The 14,646-nt window shown below is 67.5% G+C and carries 21 protein-coding genes; 7 read left to right on the top strand and 14 right to left on the bottom strand.

The window, feature by feature from the left end:
• Positions 1-58 precede the first annotated feature (58 nt).
• Together RWQ91_RS14870 and RWQ91_RS14875 are read right to left on the bottom strand one after the other, a co-directional pair.
• A complete protein-coding gene (locus RWQ91_RS14870) occupies positions 59-424 on the bottom strand; it encodes a DUF5655 domain-containing protein (protein ID WP_314507546.1) in 366 nt (121 codons plus the stop codon).
• Between the two features lie 93 nt (positions 425-517).
• The gene (locus RWQ91_RS14875; RefSeq protein ID WP_314507547.1) at positions 518-1,201 is read right to left on the bottom strand and encodes a VOC family protein; all 684 of its coding nucleotides are present in this window, start codon (positions 1,199-1,201) and stop codon (positions 518-520) included.
• A 293-nt stretch (positions 1,202-1,494) separates the two neighbouring features.
• Here RWQ91_RS14875 and RWQ91_RS14880 point away from each other — a divergent pair, with 293 nt between their 5' ends.
• Positions 1,495-1,833, top strand: a complete 339-nt coding sequence (locus RWQ91_RS14880) for a nuclear transport factor 2 family protein (protein ID WP_314507548.1) — start codon at positions 1,495-1,497, stop codon at positions 1,831-1,833.
• A gap of 26 nt (positions 1,834-1,859) precedes the next feature.
• On the opposite strand, the gene RWQ91_RS14885 is transcribed toward RWQ91_RS14880, so the two are convergent.
• Complete coding sequence (locus RWQ91_RS14885) at positions 1,860-2,324, bottom strand: MarR family transcriptional regulator (protein WP_314507549.1); 465 nt, start codon at positions 2,322-2,324, stop codon at positions 1,860-1,862.
• Between the two features lie 19 nt (positions 2,325-2,343).
• On the opposite strand from RWQ91_RS14885, the gene RWQ91_RS14890 reads away from it, so the two are divergent.
• Complete coding sequence (locus tag RWQ91_RS14890; protein ID WP_314507550.1) at positions 2,344-2,769, top strand: SgcJ/EcaC family oxidoreductase; 426 nt, start codon at positions 2,344-2,346, stop codon at positions 2,767-2,769.
• A gap of 85 nt (positions 2,770-2,854) precedes the next feature.
• On the opposite strand, the gene RWQ91_RS14895 is transcribed toward RWQ91_RS14890, so the two are convergent.
• The 4 genes from RWQ91_RS14895 to RWQ91_RS14910 form a co-directional block, all read right to left on the bottom strand.
• Positions 2,855-3,526 carry a phosphatase PAP2 family protein gene (locus RWQ91_RS14895; protein ID WP_314507552.1) on the bottom strand — a complete coding sequence of 224 codons (672 nt, stop codon included), beginning with the start codon at positions 3,524-3,526 and terminating at the stop codon, positions 2,855-2,857.
• A gap of 127 nt (positions 3,527-3,653) precedes the next feature.
• On the bottom strand, positions 3,654-4,151 hold the full coding sequence (locus RWQ91_RS14900) for a GNAT family N-acetyltransferase (RefSeq protein ID WP_314507554.1): 498 nt from the start codon (positions 4,149-4,151) through the stop codon (positions 3,654-3,656).
• 130 nt (positions 4,152-4,281) lie between these two features.
• Positions 4,282-4,551, bottom strand: a complete 270-nt coding sequence (locus RWQ91_RS14905; RefSeq protein WP_314507555.1) for a hypothetical protein — start codon at positions 4,549-4,551, stop codon at positions 4,282-4,284.
• Positions 4,552-4,566: 15 nt separating this feature from the next.
• Positions 4,567-5,379: a CPBP family intramembrane glutamic endopeptidase gene (locus RWQ91_RS14910; RefSeq protein WP_314507557.1), complete on the bottom strand. Its 813-nt coding sequence runs from the start codon at positions 5,377-5,379 to the stop codon at positions 4,567-4,569.
• A 104-nt stretch (positions 5,380-5,483) separates the two neighbouring features.
• Here RWQ91_RS14910 and RWQ91_RS14915 point away from each other — a divergent pair, with 104 nt between their 5' ends.
• From RWQ91_RS14915 to RWQ91_RS14925, 3 genes are all read left to right on the top strand, one after another.
• Entirely contained in the window at positions 5,484-6,341 is an 858-nt protein-coding gene (locus RWQ91_RS14915) for an alpha/beta hydrolase (RefSeq protein WP_314507559.1), read from the top strand.
• Between the two features lie 225 nt (positions 6,342-6,566).
• Positions 6,567-7,298, top strand: a complete 732-nt coding sequence (locus RWQ91_RS14920; protein WP_314507562.1) for an alpha/beta hydrolase — start codon at positions 6,567-6,569, stop codon at positions 7,296-7,298.
• Between the two features lie 143 nt (positions 7,299-7,441).
• Positions 7,442-7,714, top strand: a complete 273-nt coding sequence (locus tag RWQ91_RS14925; RefSeq protein WP_314507564.1) for a hypothetical protein — start codon at positions 7,442-7,444, stop codon at positions 7,712-7,714.
• A gap of 39 nt (positions 7,715-7,753) precedes the next feature.
• Here the strand turns inward: RWQ91_RS14925 and RWQ91_RS14930 are convergent, their stop codons facing one another.
• Both RWQ91_RS14930 and RWQ91_RS14935 read right to left on the bottom strand, forming a co-directional pair.
• Positions 7,754-8,305, bottom strand: coding sequence for a dihydrofolate reductase family protein (locus RWQ91_RS14930; RefSeq protein ID WP_314507566.1), 552 nt, complete (start codon positions 8,303-8,305; stop codon positions 7,754-7,756).
• 19 nt (positions 8,306-8,324) lie between these two features.
• On the bottom strand, positions 8,325-8,846 hold the full coding sequence (locus RWQ91_RS14935; RefSeq protein ID WP_314507568.1) for an SRPBCC domain-containing protein: 522 nt from the start codon (positions 8,844-8,846) through the stop codon (positions 8,325-8,327).
• Between the two features lie 71 nt (positions 8,847-8,917).
• Here RWQ91_RS14935 and RWQ91_RS14940 point away from each other — a divergent pair, with 71 nt between their 5' ends.
• Complete coding sequence (locus tag RWQ91_RS14940; protein WP_314507571.1) at positions 8,918-9,394, top strand: helix-turn-helix domain-containing protein; 477 nt, start codon at positions 8,918-8,920, stop codon at positions 9,392-9,394.
• A 14-nt stretch (positions 9,395-9,408) separates the two neighbouring features.
• On the opposite strand, the gene RWQ91_RS14945 is transcribed toward RWQ91_RS14940, so the two are convergent.
• From RWQ91_RS14945 to RWQ91_RS14960, 4 genes are all read right to left on the bottom strand, one after another.
• Positions 9,409-10,071: an SRPBCC domain-containing protein gene (locus tag RWQ91_RS14945; RefSeq protein WP_314507574.1), complete on the bottom strand. Its 663-nt coding sequence runs from the start codon at positions 10,069-10,071 to the stop codon at positions 9,409-9,411.
• Position 10,072: 1 nt separating this feature from the next.
• Positions 10,073-10,474 (bottom strand): metalloregulator ArsR/SmtB family transcription factor, encoded by a 402-nt coding sequence (locus tag RWQ91_RS14950; protein WP_314507575.1) that lies wholly within the window; start codon positions 10,472-10,474, stop codon positions 10,073-10,075.
• 64 nt (positions 10,475-10,538) lie between these two features.
• Positions 10,539-11,051, bottom strand: coding sequence for a MarR family transcriptional regulator (locus RWQ91_RS14955; protein WP_314507578.1), 513 nt, complete (start codon positions 11,049-11,051; stop codon positions 10,539-10,541).
• Positions 11,052-11,058: 7 nt separating this feature from the next.
• Positions 11,059-11,421 carry a nuclear transport factor 2 family protein gene (locus RWQ91_RS14960; protein WP_314507580.1) on the bottom strand — a complete coding sequence of 121 codons (363 nt, stop codon included), beginning with the start codon at positions 11,419-11,421 and terminating at the stop codon, positions 11,059-11,061.
• Positions 11,422-11,644: 223 nt separating this feature from the next.
• On the opposite strand from RWQ91_RS14960, the gene ggt reads away from it, so the two are divergent.
• Positions 11,645-13,447 carry a gamma-glutamyltransferase gene (ggt, locus tag RWQ91_RS14965; RefSeq protein WP_314507583.1) on the top strand — a complete coding sequence of 601 codons (1,803 nt, stop codon included), beginning with the start codon at positions 11,645-11,647 and terminating at the stop codon, positions 13,445-13,447.
• Between the two features lie 2 nt (positions 13,448-13,449).
• Here the strand turns inward: ggt and RWQ91_RS14970 are convergent, their stop codons facing one another.
• Positions 13,450-14,550, bottom strand: coding sequence for an alpha/beta hydrolase (locus tag RWQ91_RS14970; RefSeq protein ID WP_314507585.1), 1,101 nt, complete (start codon positions 14,548-14,550; stop codon positions 13,450-13,452).
• Positions 14,551-14,646: the final 96 nt, after the last annotated feature.

Consider the following 14,646-nt stretch of genomic DNA (forward strand, 5'->3'; position numbering starts at 1 on the left):
GGGCGATCGACGTCGCGACGTTCGGGGGTGAAGACGTCGTGCTCGCTGGCCGATCGTTTCACGGCGCCCGATCGCACAGTCGTTCACCTCGACCCCATGAGGCGGCTTCATCGAACCAACCCAACGCCGACACCTGATCGATCTCGGCAGCTGTCCGGACTTCGATCTGGTGAGTGAACTTGTCGTTGCGATAGCGAATCACGTTGCGAAGCATCGGGTGTTCGTGCTCTTGCCACATGTCGATGACGAGCAGGGCCTTGCTCTTGGTAAGCGGGGTCAGCCAGGCAAACTTGCGCGCCAAGCCGAAGCTCACTTGAGTCTTCTTGAACTCCTCGATCACTGTGTCGTCGAGCGCAAGCAGTTGCGCCCGCACGTTGTCGTAGATCGGTTCCAGCGGGCCGGGAAACAGGGACGCAGCGTCCATACCGACCATTGTCGGTCACGCCGACGGCAACGCCGCCGCTGCGCGTCGACGCGGCGAAAGTCGGTCGGTCCACTGACGGGATGCGGCGGCCGGTCACACCGCAGGCGCGTCATCGACTCCCACTTGCTCGGCCGGTGAAGCTCCGTCAGGCCAGGCCGCGATGCACACTCTATTGCCGGCCCTGTCAGCGAGGATCCATGCACTGGGAGCGCCCGAGTCATCGACGATTCGACCTCCGGCTTCGACCGCTGCGTGAAGTCGGGCCTGGGCTTCCGCGCGGCTGACGGAGACATCGACATGCATCGCGTGACTCAGCGCCCGTGACGGATCGAGTTCCTGCATCCAGACAGTAGAGCCCTGACCGGAAGGGTCGATGCAATTGTCTTCATGCAGTGGCGCATAGCCGAGGACCGTGCGCCAGAATCCGAGATCCACCGCCTCGGGTCGTGCGGCGATCGCGAGTTGAACCTCCTGCACGGCTCCTGCGTCCGCAACCGCCGCCGCGTTGCGCGCGACGCTGGAGATTGCCCGCGCGATGTCGATGTGCCGTGCTTCTGTACCCCACAGCTCCCGGGTGAGTTTCACGGTGAGTCGGTCTGCGGTCGCGGTCAGCAGAATCCGCGACTCCAGTCCCGGCAGCTCGGCAATCGCTGCTGCCAGGTGCGTTGACTCGAGCAGCGACCCGACCTTGAACACGGCTGTCGGTCCACCATGGAGGATCACCCAGTCATCGACACCCTCGGCGTTCAGAAACGCCTGCCATCCCTGCTCACTCATGCAGCGACTCTAGGCACACGACGATCTGCTGGCCAGTCCCTGTATCTGAGGGTCGGCCTCGGCTCGATTGGGGCGCCGCCGGTGATATCGATCCCGTCAGCAAGGCCGCAGACTGGGCGGTTTCGGTCGCAACAGGGGAGACGTCAGACGTGATGACACGGTAACGACCTCACGCGACCCGATGTGCACAGGTTGACGTGCCGAGCCGGAGCGTCCGTCCCGGAGATGCTCGGAACGTGGGTGCGAGACCTCGATTGCCGCCCGGAAGCCGGTCCTTCAACGACACTTTAATGATGGTGGATGATGTGATTCGGCGACTGTTCATCGCCGAGAATGCTCGCGACTGGGACACGCTGGCGGGTTTGCTTGACCCTGACGTGACGTGGCAGCTGATTGCCGACGAGACAACAGTGATCAAGGGCAGGGACAAGTACCTTGCGCGTCTCAAGGCAGCGTACGAGGCTCGTCCGTCTGCGCAGTTCGAGGTCGTGAACTGGCGGGACACGGGTCGCGGCCGAATCCTGTGCGAGCTGATGGACGACCTCGGAGAGGCATCGGTCGAGGTTTTCGACGTGCGCGACGGGCTGGTCATCCGAGAGTGGGAGTTCGTCTTCGGCCGCGACGAGCGATAGACGGTGGCTGGAGTGCGGCTCCGTGTTCAGTGGTTGATCTGTGCCGTGGCTTCGGTGTACGCATCCTTCGCGCCCCGCACATACTTCGCCACGCCTTCGAGCTGCTCGGGGGTGAGGGCTCGTAGGACGGCAGCGACCGGTTCCGTGACCTTCCCGAGAATGTCGTCCAGCTGCTCAGGACGGTCCTGTGTGTGCTGGACGAGAACACGTCGTCGGTCCGTGGCATCTCGGGTCCGTCGGAGGTAGCCGCTTCGCTCCATGCGGTCGATCAGCCGCGTCGTCGCGCCGGTGCTCAGTCCGAGCCGGCTTGCGAGTTGCCCGGCGGTCATGGGCCCGTCGAGGTCGAGGATGCTGCTGGCCTGATAGTCGTTTGCCCCCAATCCCACGGCGTCCGCGGCCGCCAGATGAAACATGACTACCGACGCCAGGTAGCGACGGTAGTCGGCTGCGAGGGCTACGAGATCGTCGCCCGATTGTCGATTTTCCTGCATGCGTGCAATTATTGCATGCATGCAGATAAATGATGGGCGAAACGCCGCTGTCGATGCGACTCTGAGCAGGATGGCCGCTGCGTGGGACGCCGGAAACGCCCGAGCATTCGCCGCCGAGTTCACCGAAGACGCCAGCTACGTCATCTTCGCCGGGATCGTCTGCCTCGGACGCGTCGAGATCGAGAAGGCGCACGTACCGGTCTTCGAGAAGTGGCAGAAGGGCAGTCGCATGTCGATGAGCGAACTTCACCGCCACATCTCCGCCGACGCGGTCATCGTCGTTACCGAAGGTGGCATTGGAAAAGGCAGGCGAGTCCGGCACGACAAGGTGCAGACATTTGTGTTCGTCGACGACGCCGGCGCATGGCGGTGCGCCGCGTTTCAGAACACGAAGAAGAACGGTCTCTTCGTGCGGGTGAACGCTCGAGCCATGGCGAGTCGGTGAGCCAGGCCGCCTGCCGGCTCGGCCCCTCACGTGAGCGAGACCGCTCGGGCAGCCGCGCAACGCCTCGGGGAGGGCGGGCCGCCGTCTACGACATCAGCTGTTGTCGCACCACCGTGGCGCTCCACAGTCCCAGGATGGCGCCGGCAACGGTGTCGGAGATGTGGTGCTGGCCGCGGTACACGCGGGAAAACGCGATTGCTCCGGGAATCGCGTACCGAAGGAGGGGGCCGAGGAGCCGCGCGCCGCGGGCGCCGTGGCGATCGAGCAGGTCGGCGAGCGTGCCGTGAAGCGCAAAAGCTGCCGCTGTGTGCCCCGAGGGGAACGACGACGTGGCGTGCGGCGGTTCTGGGCGCCACACCCTCTCGGGTCGTGCCCGCCGCACCAGCGCCGCGGATGCGACGAAGCACGCCGTCTCGAGGGCGAGCGCCGCGCCGGGGGCGACCGATGAGCGTGGGCTGCGTGTCAACAGCCACGCGACGCCGCTCCAGAGCGCCCCGTTCGCGACGGTCTGCGGGACGCCGGAGTACCACGAAAGCGGCTCGGTGAGCCGGTCGATCGCTTCGCGTTGCTCCGTCTGGTTGGCGGGGTCAGTCGCGACCGCGGCATCCGGCCGGTGGCCGAACGCATTCTGGAGTGCACGCACCGCCCGGTCCTCGCGTGGGTCGTCGCCGCCGAGGAGCCGCATCGCCCGACCGGCCGCCGCGAAAACGGCGATCACGCCAAGCCCCGGGAGGACGACGGCTCGAAGCAACGGCATTCCCGGAGCCTACTGACATTGTGTGGGTGGCAGCACGTCCGGGCGTCGCAACGGGGGAGGCCACCGCAAGCCGGTCACTCTGAGGGCATGGGCGCGAGATTCCGATGGTCTCGCATGACGTTGCGCCTCATGACGACGAAGGGGACTGCGGCGGAAGGGCGGGGCGCGCCTTGCGTTCCAGCAACAGGGGTGTCGGCTCGAAGCCGAGCGCCTCGTACATCGAGGCGGCGGCGGCGTTGGCGCTGACTGTGATGCGAGGTATGCCAAGGTGATCAGCCTTCGCTGTCAGCGCCCGAACGAGCCCCGTGCCGATTCCATGTGAGCGATGGTTTCGATGGACGAACACGCTTTGGATGTCTCCGGTGCGCCGTCGAGTGTCGCGAATGTTCGGCACTCGCTCGAACACCACAAGCCACGCCATTCCGATGAGCACGCCGTAAGACTCGGCGACAGCGCAGGTCACCCCGTCGCCGCGCTCCAGCATCCAGCGACGGAGCTCGCCCGCGAACGCCGTCAACTCGGCCTCCGTTGCGGGGTCAGCCAGATCAGCCCAGCTCTCCTTCAACCTGGCGAGCTCGGTGGCGTCGTCGGCTCCCGCGAGCCGGATGCGCACTGTGGTGTCCATCAGACGAGCGTGCGCCCGCGGCCCGGTGCTCGCAAGCCGGTGACCCGGTCGCGCGCCGCGCCGTGGCGAGTGGAGGGGGTGGGCGACAAGCTCCGCTCCCGCCTCCGGCGCAACGCGACTGTGGCGCGGACTACCAGATCGTGCCGCCCCCGATGGAGATTCCACCCCACGTCAGCGCGATGAAGATCGCGGCGAACACGACGGGCGCGATGCCCTTTCCGTTGCGAGCCAGCCCTTTGAACAGGCCGATCACGGCGAGAACCGCGGCGATGACCGAGAGAGCCCCGCCGACGATGAGGCCGATGAACAGCGGGATGGGCATGAGCACGAGCCCGGCGAGGGCGAACCAGAAGGCGGCCCAGGCTGTCGGATTTGAGCGGCGTTCGATCGAGGAGGACATGCGTCCATTATCTCGTCATGTCGAGGTGCCGACCCACGTGTCCTGCACGCGGCCCCGAACGAAGAAGACGAGGATCAGGCCGGTGATGATGACCGCGATGTTGCCGAGCCCGGCGAAGGCGGCGAGCGGCCCGCCCGTGGGGTACGTCGCTTGGAGGAAGATGCTCGGGTCAGTGCTCGCGTGCAAGAGGATCGGCGCCACAAGCGTCCCGGTCACTCGGAGGGCGAGATACATGCAGATGCCGAAGAAGAAGGTGTAGACCAGCTGGAGCAGAGTCGGCACGATGGCCTGCCCGGTGAGCAGGTTCGTTGCGTGCAGCAGCGCGAACACAGCCGCGGACACGAGCGCGACGGCGATCTCGGGGTGCCCTGCTTTGCGCATGATGCGAACGACATAACCGCGGGTGAGGACCTCTTCCGCGAAGCCGATCAGCAGGCCCGCCAGCATCCACGTCAGCACATAGTCCAGTCCCGCGGCCGCGTAATCGATGGTGAGGAACCGCAGGACGTTGAACACGAGCACGACCCCGATGGCGATCCACATCCATCCTCGTCCCCGGATCGGCTGAGGCCCGAACAGGTCGCGGAGCCATCCGACGGACGCTCCGAACGCCATGAGGATCGCTCCGCCGATGAAGATCGGCACGACGAACACCACGAAGACGTACCCCGCCGAGTTCGGATCGGGAACGGCGGAGACGAACGGCAGCATGGACAGCGATGCGAGGTTGTACAACACGAGGTATGCCCCCGCGAGGATCAGCGCCTTCCACCACCGCGCCCGATTCCAGAACCGCGCCCAACCGAACCGCTTGTCGACGCCGTTCAACAGCCACCTCCAGATCGGGCCCCCTGGAGTGGGGCTTCGTTCGTCGACGCTACTAGGGAATTCTTCATCAGCGCCGCCGGCAAGGATGGGGCCACACTGGGTCGATGGATGCGCCGCAGCTCGTCGTCACCAGCGCCGGGATCGTCGAGGTCCTTCGGGTGCCGGGCGAACGACCACCCGTGCTGTTCTTTCCCGGGGGCCACTGCCGCGCGTCCACCGACTGCGGTCGCAGCCTGTACACCGAACTCGGGCACGAAGTGATCTCGTTCTCGCGCCCCGGATATGGCCGCACGCGTGTGGGTTCCCTCGACGCAGCCCGCTTCGCGCCGCTCGTGGCGGAAGTGTGCGAAAGCCTGGGCATCTCGACGCTCGCCGCGTCTGTGGGCGTATCGTTCGGGGGGCTCCAGGCGGCGCACGTCGCGGCCGCTCAGCGGCTGCGGGTCGCGCGACTGATTCTGCACAGCTGCGCACCGTCGAGCCTGAACTATCCCGACAGCCGGGCCCAGGCGGTTCTCGGCCCGCTGGTGTTCTCGCCGCTCCTGCAGAGCGCGGTCTGGCTCGCGATTCGCGCCGCCATCCGGTCGGATGCCGGGTTGCGCCTCGTGATGGCGCAGCTCACCAACCTCCCGATCGGTGCGTGGTGGGGCAGTCTCAGCGCGGCGGACAGGGCCGAGGTGCGAGGGCTGTTCCGCTCCATGCGATCGGATTCCGGGTTCGTCAACGATCTTCGGCAAGGGCGTTCCCGCGACGCTGACGCGCGGCGGAGGGCGCTGTCGGTCGTTCCCTGTCCGGCCGTGGTGACCGCCTCCAGACACGATGGCGGCGTCTCCTTCGACCATGCCGAGGACTTCGCGCAGGTCATCCCCGACGTCGAGCTGATCCAGCTCTCGTCGCCGAGCCACCTCTTCTGGATCGGCCCCGAAAGGGCACGACTGCTCTCAATTCTGGGTTCCCGTCTCTGACTCCCGTTCCCACCAAAAACGACGTGCGCATCGCCGCGCGGCCGGAGGGAGCGGATTCCGGCGCGCGCACCGGATCGGCTGATATTCTTGCCCCGTCCGTGCGACGGTGTGATCGAGGAGGTGGTACCCGTGAGTGAAACGACGTGGGTGCTCCTTGCGGGAGACACGGTCGGGCGATAGGTCGCCCGGGGGCGCCTCTCAAGCGCATTCCCGAAAGGCACGACCATGAACTTCACCTCTGAACCCCGCGTCGAGAACGGCGTCATCGAACGCGACTTCACCGTCGATGACATTCCGGGCATTCTGTGGACACCCGCATCGGCCCAGGCGCCCGTACCGCTCATCCTGCTGGGTCATCCGGGAGGCATCCGACAGATGCATCCCCGGCTCGCGGCACGAGCCGAGGCTGCGGCAGCGGACGGCATCGCATCCGCGACCGTCGAACTGCCCGGCGCCGGTGATCGACCACCGCTCCCCGGCGTCGAACACGCGCGTGCCGATCTGCGCCGAGCGCTGCAGGCGGGCGAACCGGTCGGCGCGGACATCGTCGACGGACTCGTCCTGCCGCTGGTCGACGCAGCCGTCCCGGAATGGCGGGCCGCGATGGACGCCCTGCTGTCGCTGCCCGAGATCGGCGGACCCGTTGCCTATTCGGGCGGCATCATCTCCATCGGTGTGCGCCTCGCCGTGGTGGAACCGCGCATCGTGGCTGCCGGGCTGTTCGCCGGAAGTTTCGTGCCGGAAGCCATCATGCACGAGGCGCGCCGCGTCACCATTCCGCTGCACGTTCTGCTGCAGTGGGACGACGTGGGCAATGACCGCCAGATGGCGCTGGATCTGTTCGACGCGTTCGGTTCGAAGGAGAAGAGCCTCAACGCGAACATGGGCGGACACACCGGGGTGCCTCGGCATGCGGGGGAAGGAGCGAGTGGCTTCTTCTCCAGGCACCTGAGCTGATGTCTCCCGAGAACCGCAGGTCGGGAGGCGGGTCTAGACTTCATCAACACTGCGCCGAGGATGTCGGCGATCCTCACCCTCGCGCGGATGCCATCGACTCGGTGATGATCGGCGTGGCGCTGTCAATAGCGGTGGGAGAGAACATGAGCGACAAGTGGCATCGTGAGCATCTCGGAGACGACGCACCCGAGCAGGCTGCCGGTGACGAGACGCTGCTGGGAGCCGCAGGCGACGAGGTTCCGCCCGGGGGAGGTGTCGCCGGGTCATTCAGCCAGGAATTCCCCGGCGCCGATCCCTACGCGGGCATATCGGCCGACGAAGTGGGCCTTCCGCCGTTGAGCGAGGCCGAGCAGGAGGCCGTTGCGCGCGAGGCGGACCGGATCGCCGACGAACGGGACGCCCGCCGCAATCTCTGAGATGCCGTGGCGTCAACGAATGCCGCAGCCGCTCGGTGGCTACGCGACCCGGTAGGTGGACAGGGTGCCCGCGCCGACGACTTCGGACGACACGAGTTCGAGGTGTGCGGCATCCTGAAACAGCCTCTCGCCCCGCCCGAGGACCACGGGGAAGGTGATGAGTCGGTACTCGTCGACGAGGTCCGCCGCACGCAGCTGTGAGATCACCGACTCGCTTCCGATCACCGCGATGTCTCTGGTGCGTGTGGTGTCGCGGGCCCACTCCTCGAGCGGATGAGGGATGAGCCGCGAGTTCGTCCACACGCCCTCGGGCAGATCGCGGTGGGTCGCGACGGCCTTCTCGGCGGCGTTCATCCGCCGTGCGAACTCGGATTCTCGGGGTGGCCACAGTTCGCTGAAGTGATCCCACGTGCGCCTGCCGAACAGCAGCACCCCGCTCTCCATGATCCCGCCGAGGCCGAACTTGTCGCCGGCGATGGCCTCGGGCCCGTACCGCATCGCCCATCCGCCGTCGGGTGTGCCGTCGCTTCCATCGGGGTCTTCGACGACACCGTCAAGTGTGATGTACTGCACGACGATCACTCGTCCCATGGTGTGCTCCTCTGCGGGGTCAACCGGCATTGATAACGGCTCCGGCGCCCTCGATGCGGCTGCGAAGCGTCGCGTGCTCCGCAGCTTCGAGCGCTTCGTCGCCTTCGAAGAAATTGGGCTGACCCACGCCGGTCTCGATGAAGCTCGCCAGGCTGCCCCGGATGTATGTCGCCCACGCGTTCGAGCACGCGCCGTAGCATTCGACCTCGGGCCTGAGCCCTTCATGCGTGAACGTCACCTCCGTGCCGGCGGGGGACGGGGTGATGTCGAACCTCACCGTCGTGCCGTTCCACTCCTGCTTGTCATCGACGAAGCTCAGGTAGCTGCCGGTGACGACCCATTCGACCTGGCGACCTGGTTCGAGCTTCGTCACCCGGAACCCGCTGTAATGCAGCCCGGGCACCACATAGACGAACTCGTCGCGCTCGGCTGTGGTGGTGCCCGTGATCCGGCCCCACCAGCCGCCCACGTCGTTGATCGCGTCGTAGACCTCGGAGGGCGTCCTGCGGACCGTGATACTCGCGGTGTAGTCGGCGCTCATCGTGTTCCTCCCTTGTTCTGGTGCGACGCTAGTCCCGCTACTTGCATCACGCAAGTGCTAGTGTCGGATCCATGCTGGGGAAGACCTACGACACGCAGATCTGCTCGATCGCGCGCTCACTCGAGCTGGTCGGCGAGCGCTGGAGCCTGTTGATCATCCGCGACGCCCTGTTCGCCGGAGTCACGCGCTTCGGTGACTTCCAGCACAACCTCGGCATCGCCACGAACGTGCTCGCCGCGCGCCTGGATGCGTTCGTCAGCAGTGGCATCATGCGCCGCGAGGGTTCGGCCGACTACATGCTCACGGCGAAGGGCAGCGCGTTGGCCACGGCGCTGATCGCCTTGACCGAGTGGGGAGACGAATGGGCAGCGCCCGGTGCGCCGCCGATCCTCTATCAGCACGGCTCATGCGGTCGGCACGTCAGCGCACAGGTCGTGTGCGAGGAATGCGGCGTGATCGGATCAGGGGAGGCGAAGGTGCAGATCGGACCGGGGATGCCGGCGGAGTACGTCGCCGCGCGGCGCGGTGGCCGGCGGGCGGTGGGGTAGCAGCGGCTGTCGGACTACTCGGTCGTCGTCGCGCCCGTGTAGAACGCGAACGTCGCATCCGCCGCCCGGGCTGCATCGTCCGGTGCGGCACCGGCCGCGATGTGCGCATCGCGCCAACCGTCCGCCGCCCCCCGGTAGAAGGCCCGACCTTCGTCCGTGATGACCCAGGACGGGAGGGCCTCAGGATTCCGTTCCCCTCCCCGGGCCAGGTGCAGCGCGAGCCCGAGCAGGCCACCGTCCCATCCGACGCCTGTCGCTCCCGGTCCGAACTGGTCCCAGAATCCCGAGGGGATGTCCGACTGTCGAGACGTGTGCTCGAGCTCGAGGGTGGTCAGCTCGTCGGTGACCGCCGTCAGCCGCACCGCGAGCCAGGTGACGCCACCGCCGTACTCCCAGGTCACCCGATAGTGCGCGCTTCCGTCGTCGGGGGGCGCGCACTCCAGCACCTCGCCGCCGGCGTTGCCTTCCAGCTGGTACCTTCCTCCGAGCCTCAGGTCGCCCGAGATCGGCAGGAACCATCGGCGGATCCGCTCGCCGCTGGTCACGGCATCCCAGACATCTGCGATCGGGCTGGGATAGCTCTGCGACAGCGTCTGCACGAAAGAGCGCTCGTCGTCGACTGTTTCCTCGTGCAGGCTCCGCTCCACCGCCGCTACCTGGGCGTCGACATCCACCATGTCAGTTCTCCTCTTCGGAATCGTCCTCGTCGGATGCCCCGGTCGGGGCATCCGCGTCCGCGGCGACTGCGGCGGACGTCCTTCGTGCGCGGCGTCCGCGAGCCAGCTCTGTGCCCAGTGCGTCGAGGCGCGGCTGCCACAGCCGCCGGAACGGATCGAACCAGGCGTCGGCCGCCGCGAGCGGCGAGGCGTCGACGGCATACAGCCGCCGCGTCCCTTCGGACCGCACGGTGGCGAAGCCCGACTCGCGCAACACCCGCAGATGCTGGGAGACGGCCGGCTGGGAGATCTGAAACTCCCGCTGGATCACAGCTCCGATCTCGCCCGCGCTCAGCTCGCCCCCGGCGAGCAGCTCGAGCACCCGACGCCTGACCGGATCTCCGAGGATGTCGAGTGCGTGCATGAAAACAATATTTGCATCGGCACTTATATAAGTCAAGGCCTATAAATAAAGGCCTCCTCCGATGCTAAGGGTGATCCGCCGGACGGGGAAGGGTGCCGTGTTCGAGGAGAAGTTCATACATGCTCTCGAAAACCGCAGCCAGTTCAGCCGACTGCTTCCCGTCGAGTGCACCGAGGAAGACGGAGCGCACGAAGTCGATGTGACCGGGGGAGGCTCGTGCGAGAAGCGCCCGCCCCTCTGGAGTGAGGCTCACGTCGGTGGCGCGGCGATCCTCGGCGTTGGGCTGCAGGCTGATCAGCGAGTCATCCGCCATCCGGCGCGCATGGTGCGAGACCCGGCTGCGCTCCACCCCGATCCGGATCGCGAGGTCCGAGATCGTCATCGTCCCAGAGGTCTCGCTGGTCAGTGCGACGAGGACGTCGTAGTCGGCGAGGGAGATCCCGCACTCGCTTCGAAGCTGCCTGTTCATCTCGTAGCGCAGGCGCAGCTGCACTTTCATGAATGCGTACCAGGCGCGCACCTCGTTGTCGCTGAGGAGCGCATAGGGCGACTCGGGAGGAACCTGGTACCGACTCATGGTCTGATCAGTGCAACAGGATCGTGTAGACCCTGGCGAGCAGCCCGTCACGGACGAACCCGATGTCCACGCCGTGGACCACGGGCGCTCCCTCGGGACCGAACGCCCACGCGAGGTAGCCGAGATCCTGCGCGTGGGAGAAGTCGCCGTCGGGCCGGAACACGAAACCGGGACTGCCGGCCAGGATCTGCTCCGCCTTCGCGTCCAGCGCCGTGTGACCCTGCACCTGACCCTCGGGGTCCGCGAAGATCACATCCTCGGTGTAGGTCCGGGCAATCGCCTCCCGCCGCCTGTCGCGATCGCGCTCGCCGAACACCTCCAGCAGGTTCGCGTTCATCAGCTGCTCGAGTTCCTGCATCGCCTGCGTCATGCCGCTCCCTCATTTAGATGAAATTTCACTCAAGCTAGATCCGGGCCCAGCCGCTGTCAAGTCGCGGGACGGTGATCGGCAGCATCCTCAGCGGCACTCGGCGAGCCGATCACCACCCAGGCGGATACCGGTGACTCCCACTGACCGGACACCATTGCCTGGGGCAAGGGCCCGGGCTACGGTGAGGGGCACTCTGCCTTTCCCCCCGGCTCTGGAGGTCGTCATGGTCCACCTCACTCCCCGCTCCGCGCGAAACGGCGTCAGCCTCGCTGTAGCGGCGGCGCTGGTCGTCGCGGCGTGCGCGGTCGCCTCACCCGCATCGGCGGCGCGTCCGACTCCGCAGGCGCCCTCCACATCGACGGGATACGAAGGTGCAGTTGCTTCGGTCGATGCGGAAGCCAGTGCCGTCGGCCTCGAGGTGCTGCGCAAGGGCGGCAACGCGGTGGATGCCGCGGTCGCGACGGCCGCAGCGCTCGGGGTGACCGAGCCGTACAGTGCCGGGATCGGCGGCGGTGGGTACTTCGTGTACTTCGACGCGACCACCGGAGAGGTGACCACGATCGACGGCCGCGAGACCGCTCCGGCCGCCATGCCCGCGGACGCGTTCATCGACCCGCAGACCGGCCAGCCTTACCCGTTCGCAGCGGCGGTCTCGTCGGGGCTCTCGGTCGGGGTGCCGGGCACCCTGGCCACGTGGGAGACCGCGCTGGACCGCTTCGGCACGACGTCCTTGAAGGACGCGCTGAAGCCTTCGATCCTGCTCGCGACCCGAGGGTTCCAGGTGGATGCGACGTTCGCGCAGCAGACGGCAGCGAACCAGGAGCGCTTCGCGGCCTTCCCGGCCACGGCGCAGCTGTTCCTGCCCCACGGTGCTCCTCCCGTCGTGGGATCGACCTTCAAGAACCCCGACCTGGCGCGGACCCTGCGTGAGATCTCCCTGCGCGGAACGGATGCCTTCTACGAGGGAGCGATCGCGGACGAGATCGCCTCGGTCGTGCAGAGCCCGCAGACCGCGCCCGGTGCGACCCTTCCGGCGTACCCCGGCTCCCTCACGGCCGACGATCTGGCCGAGTACTCGGTGGTCGAGCAGGCGCCCACGCACGGCGAGTACCGGGGCTTGGACGTCTACGGCATGGCGCCCTCGTCCTCGGGTGGCACGACCGTCGGCGAGTCGCTGAACATCCTCGAGAACTACGATCTGTCTGCGTCGAACACGCCGCTCGCTCTGCACCTCTACCTCGAGGCGACCGCCCACGCCTTCGCCGACCGCAATGCGTACGTCGGGGATCCCGCGTTCGTCGACGTGCCGACCGAGACCCTGCTGAGCCAGTCCTTCGCCGACGCGCGCGCCTGCGTGATCGATCCTGCGGTCGCCTCGGTCAAGCCGGTCGCGCCCGCCCCGCTCGATGCGACGGGCTGCGCGGCGGCCGCCGCGCAGGACGCCCCCGACACCGAGAACCTCTCGACCACCCACCTGTCGGTCGTCGACAGGTGGGGCAACGCCGTCGCCTACACGCTGACGATCGAACAGACCGGCGGCTCGGGCATGACCGTGCCGGGACGCGGATTCCTGCTGAACAACGAGCTGACCGACTTCAGCTTCGTTCCCAACCCGAGCGATCCGAACACGGTGGAAGCAGGCAAACGGCCACGATCGTCGATGTCGCCCACGATCGTGCTCGACGGCGGCGACGTGCGCTACGTCGTCGGATCGCCGGGCGGCTCGATGATCATCACCACGGTGACGCAGGTGCTGATCAATCGGATCGACCTCGGGATGACGCTGCCGGAGGCTGTCGCCGCGCCTCGCGCATCGCAGCGCAACACGGTGGCCGTCGCGGCGGAGGAGGCTTTTCGCGCAGCGTATGAAGCACAGCTGACGCCGTTCGGCCATCAGTTCACCACGTCGGCGGAGATCGGGGCTGTCGCAGCCATCGAAGTGGACGCCGACGGACTGATGACCGCCGTCGCCGAGCCGGTGCGCCGCGGCGGCGGCACGGGGCTGGTGGTGCAGCCGGCCGGCTAGCCTCAGGACTGCGGCACGTCGTGCAGCCGAGCCAGGGCCGCGACGACGTCACGGTGCCAGCGCCGGGCGGCGGGAAGCGCGCCGGTGAAGATCGGCGTGTCGTGGGTCACTCCGAGGTACTGCACCGCGCTTGCGGCCACCCCGGCCGTCCGGAGCGCGGCCGCGTACGCGGCGCCGTCGCCGCGCAGCGGGTCGTATTCAGCGGTGAGGATCACCGCCTCGGGGAGCCCCGCGTGCGAAGCCGCGCGCAGGGGAGAGGCGAGCGGGTCCTTCGCGTCCGATGGACGCGCCAGATAGGTTCGGGCCACGGATCGCAGTTCGCGCAGCGCGATGATGCTCGGGATGCCGAGGGCCCGCGTTGCACGCAGGTCCAGGTGACGGCCCGTCAGGTCTGCCACCGGCACCTCGAGCAGCTGCAGGCGAAGGGGCACCTTCGTGCGGTCGCGGTTGGCGATCGTCAGGGCTGCGGCGATCGAGGCGCCGGCCGAAGTGCCCGCGACGCCGAGACGACCCGCATCGATCCCCCACCGGGCTGCGTTGGCGTGCAGCCAGACCAGCGCCGCATGCGCCTGCTCGATCTGAGTGGGGAAGCGGTGCTCGGGCGCGAGCGCGTAGTCGACAGCGACCATCGCGACGCCCGCGTCGACCGCGCGACGGCGGTTGGCGGCATCCGTCGTCGGATAGTCGATGCCCCCGATCCGGAAAGCGCCGCCGAAGAAGGTGAGCCACGCCGGAATCAGCTCGTCGGCGGTGGGACCCGGATAGTAGATGCGCACGCGGACCGGCGGAAAGCCCGCGACCGGAACCTCGTGCTCGGCGATGCGCACCTCCGGCCCCGGAGTGCCCACGGTCTGCAGTTCCCGCCGATCCCATGCGAGGGCCGCACGACGGTGTTTCGCGCGCGCTCTGCTTCGCTCGGAAACGGATGGCGGCTTCGCCGGCGAAGCTGCAGGAACGACGGTTCCCTGAGGAGAATCGTCACGCGTCCATCCCAGAAGCGACCGCCACGAAGCCAGGCGCGAACGGATCGCATCGACCCGCTGCCGGATCAGGTACCGCCGGTGCACGCGCAGCCGTTCGGAGAAGAACGGGTCGAGCGGCATTTCGAGCTCCTCCGGGATGGGGCTTCCATCGTAGGTGGCGGCTGGGGATGGCGGCTCGGACGGGGCCTGCATCAGCCGGACCGCGCGCGCAAGCCC

The organism is uncultured Microbacterium sp., assembly GCF_963524805.1.
GTDB lineage: Bacteria > Actinomycetota > Actinomycetes > Actinomycetales > Microbacteriaceae > Microbacterium.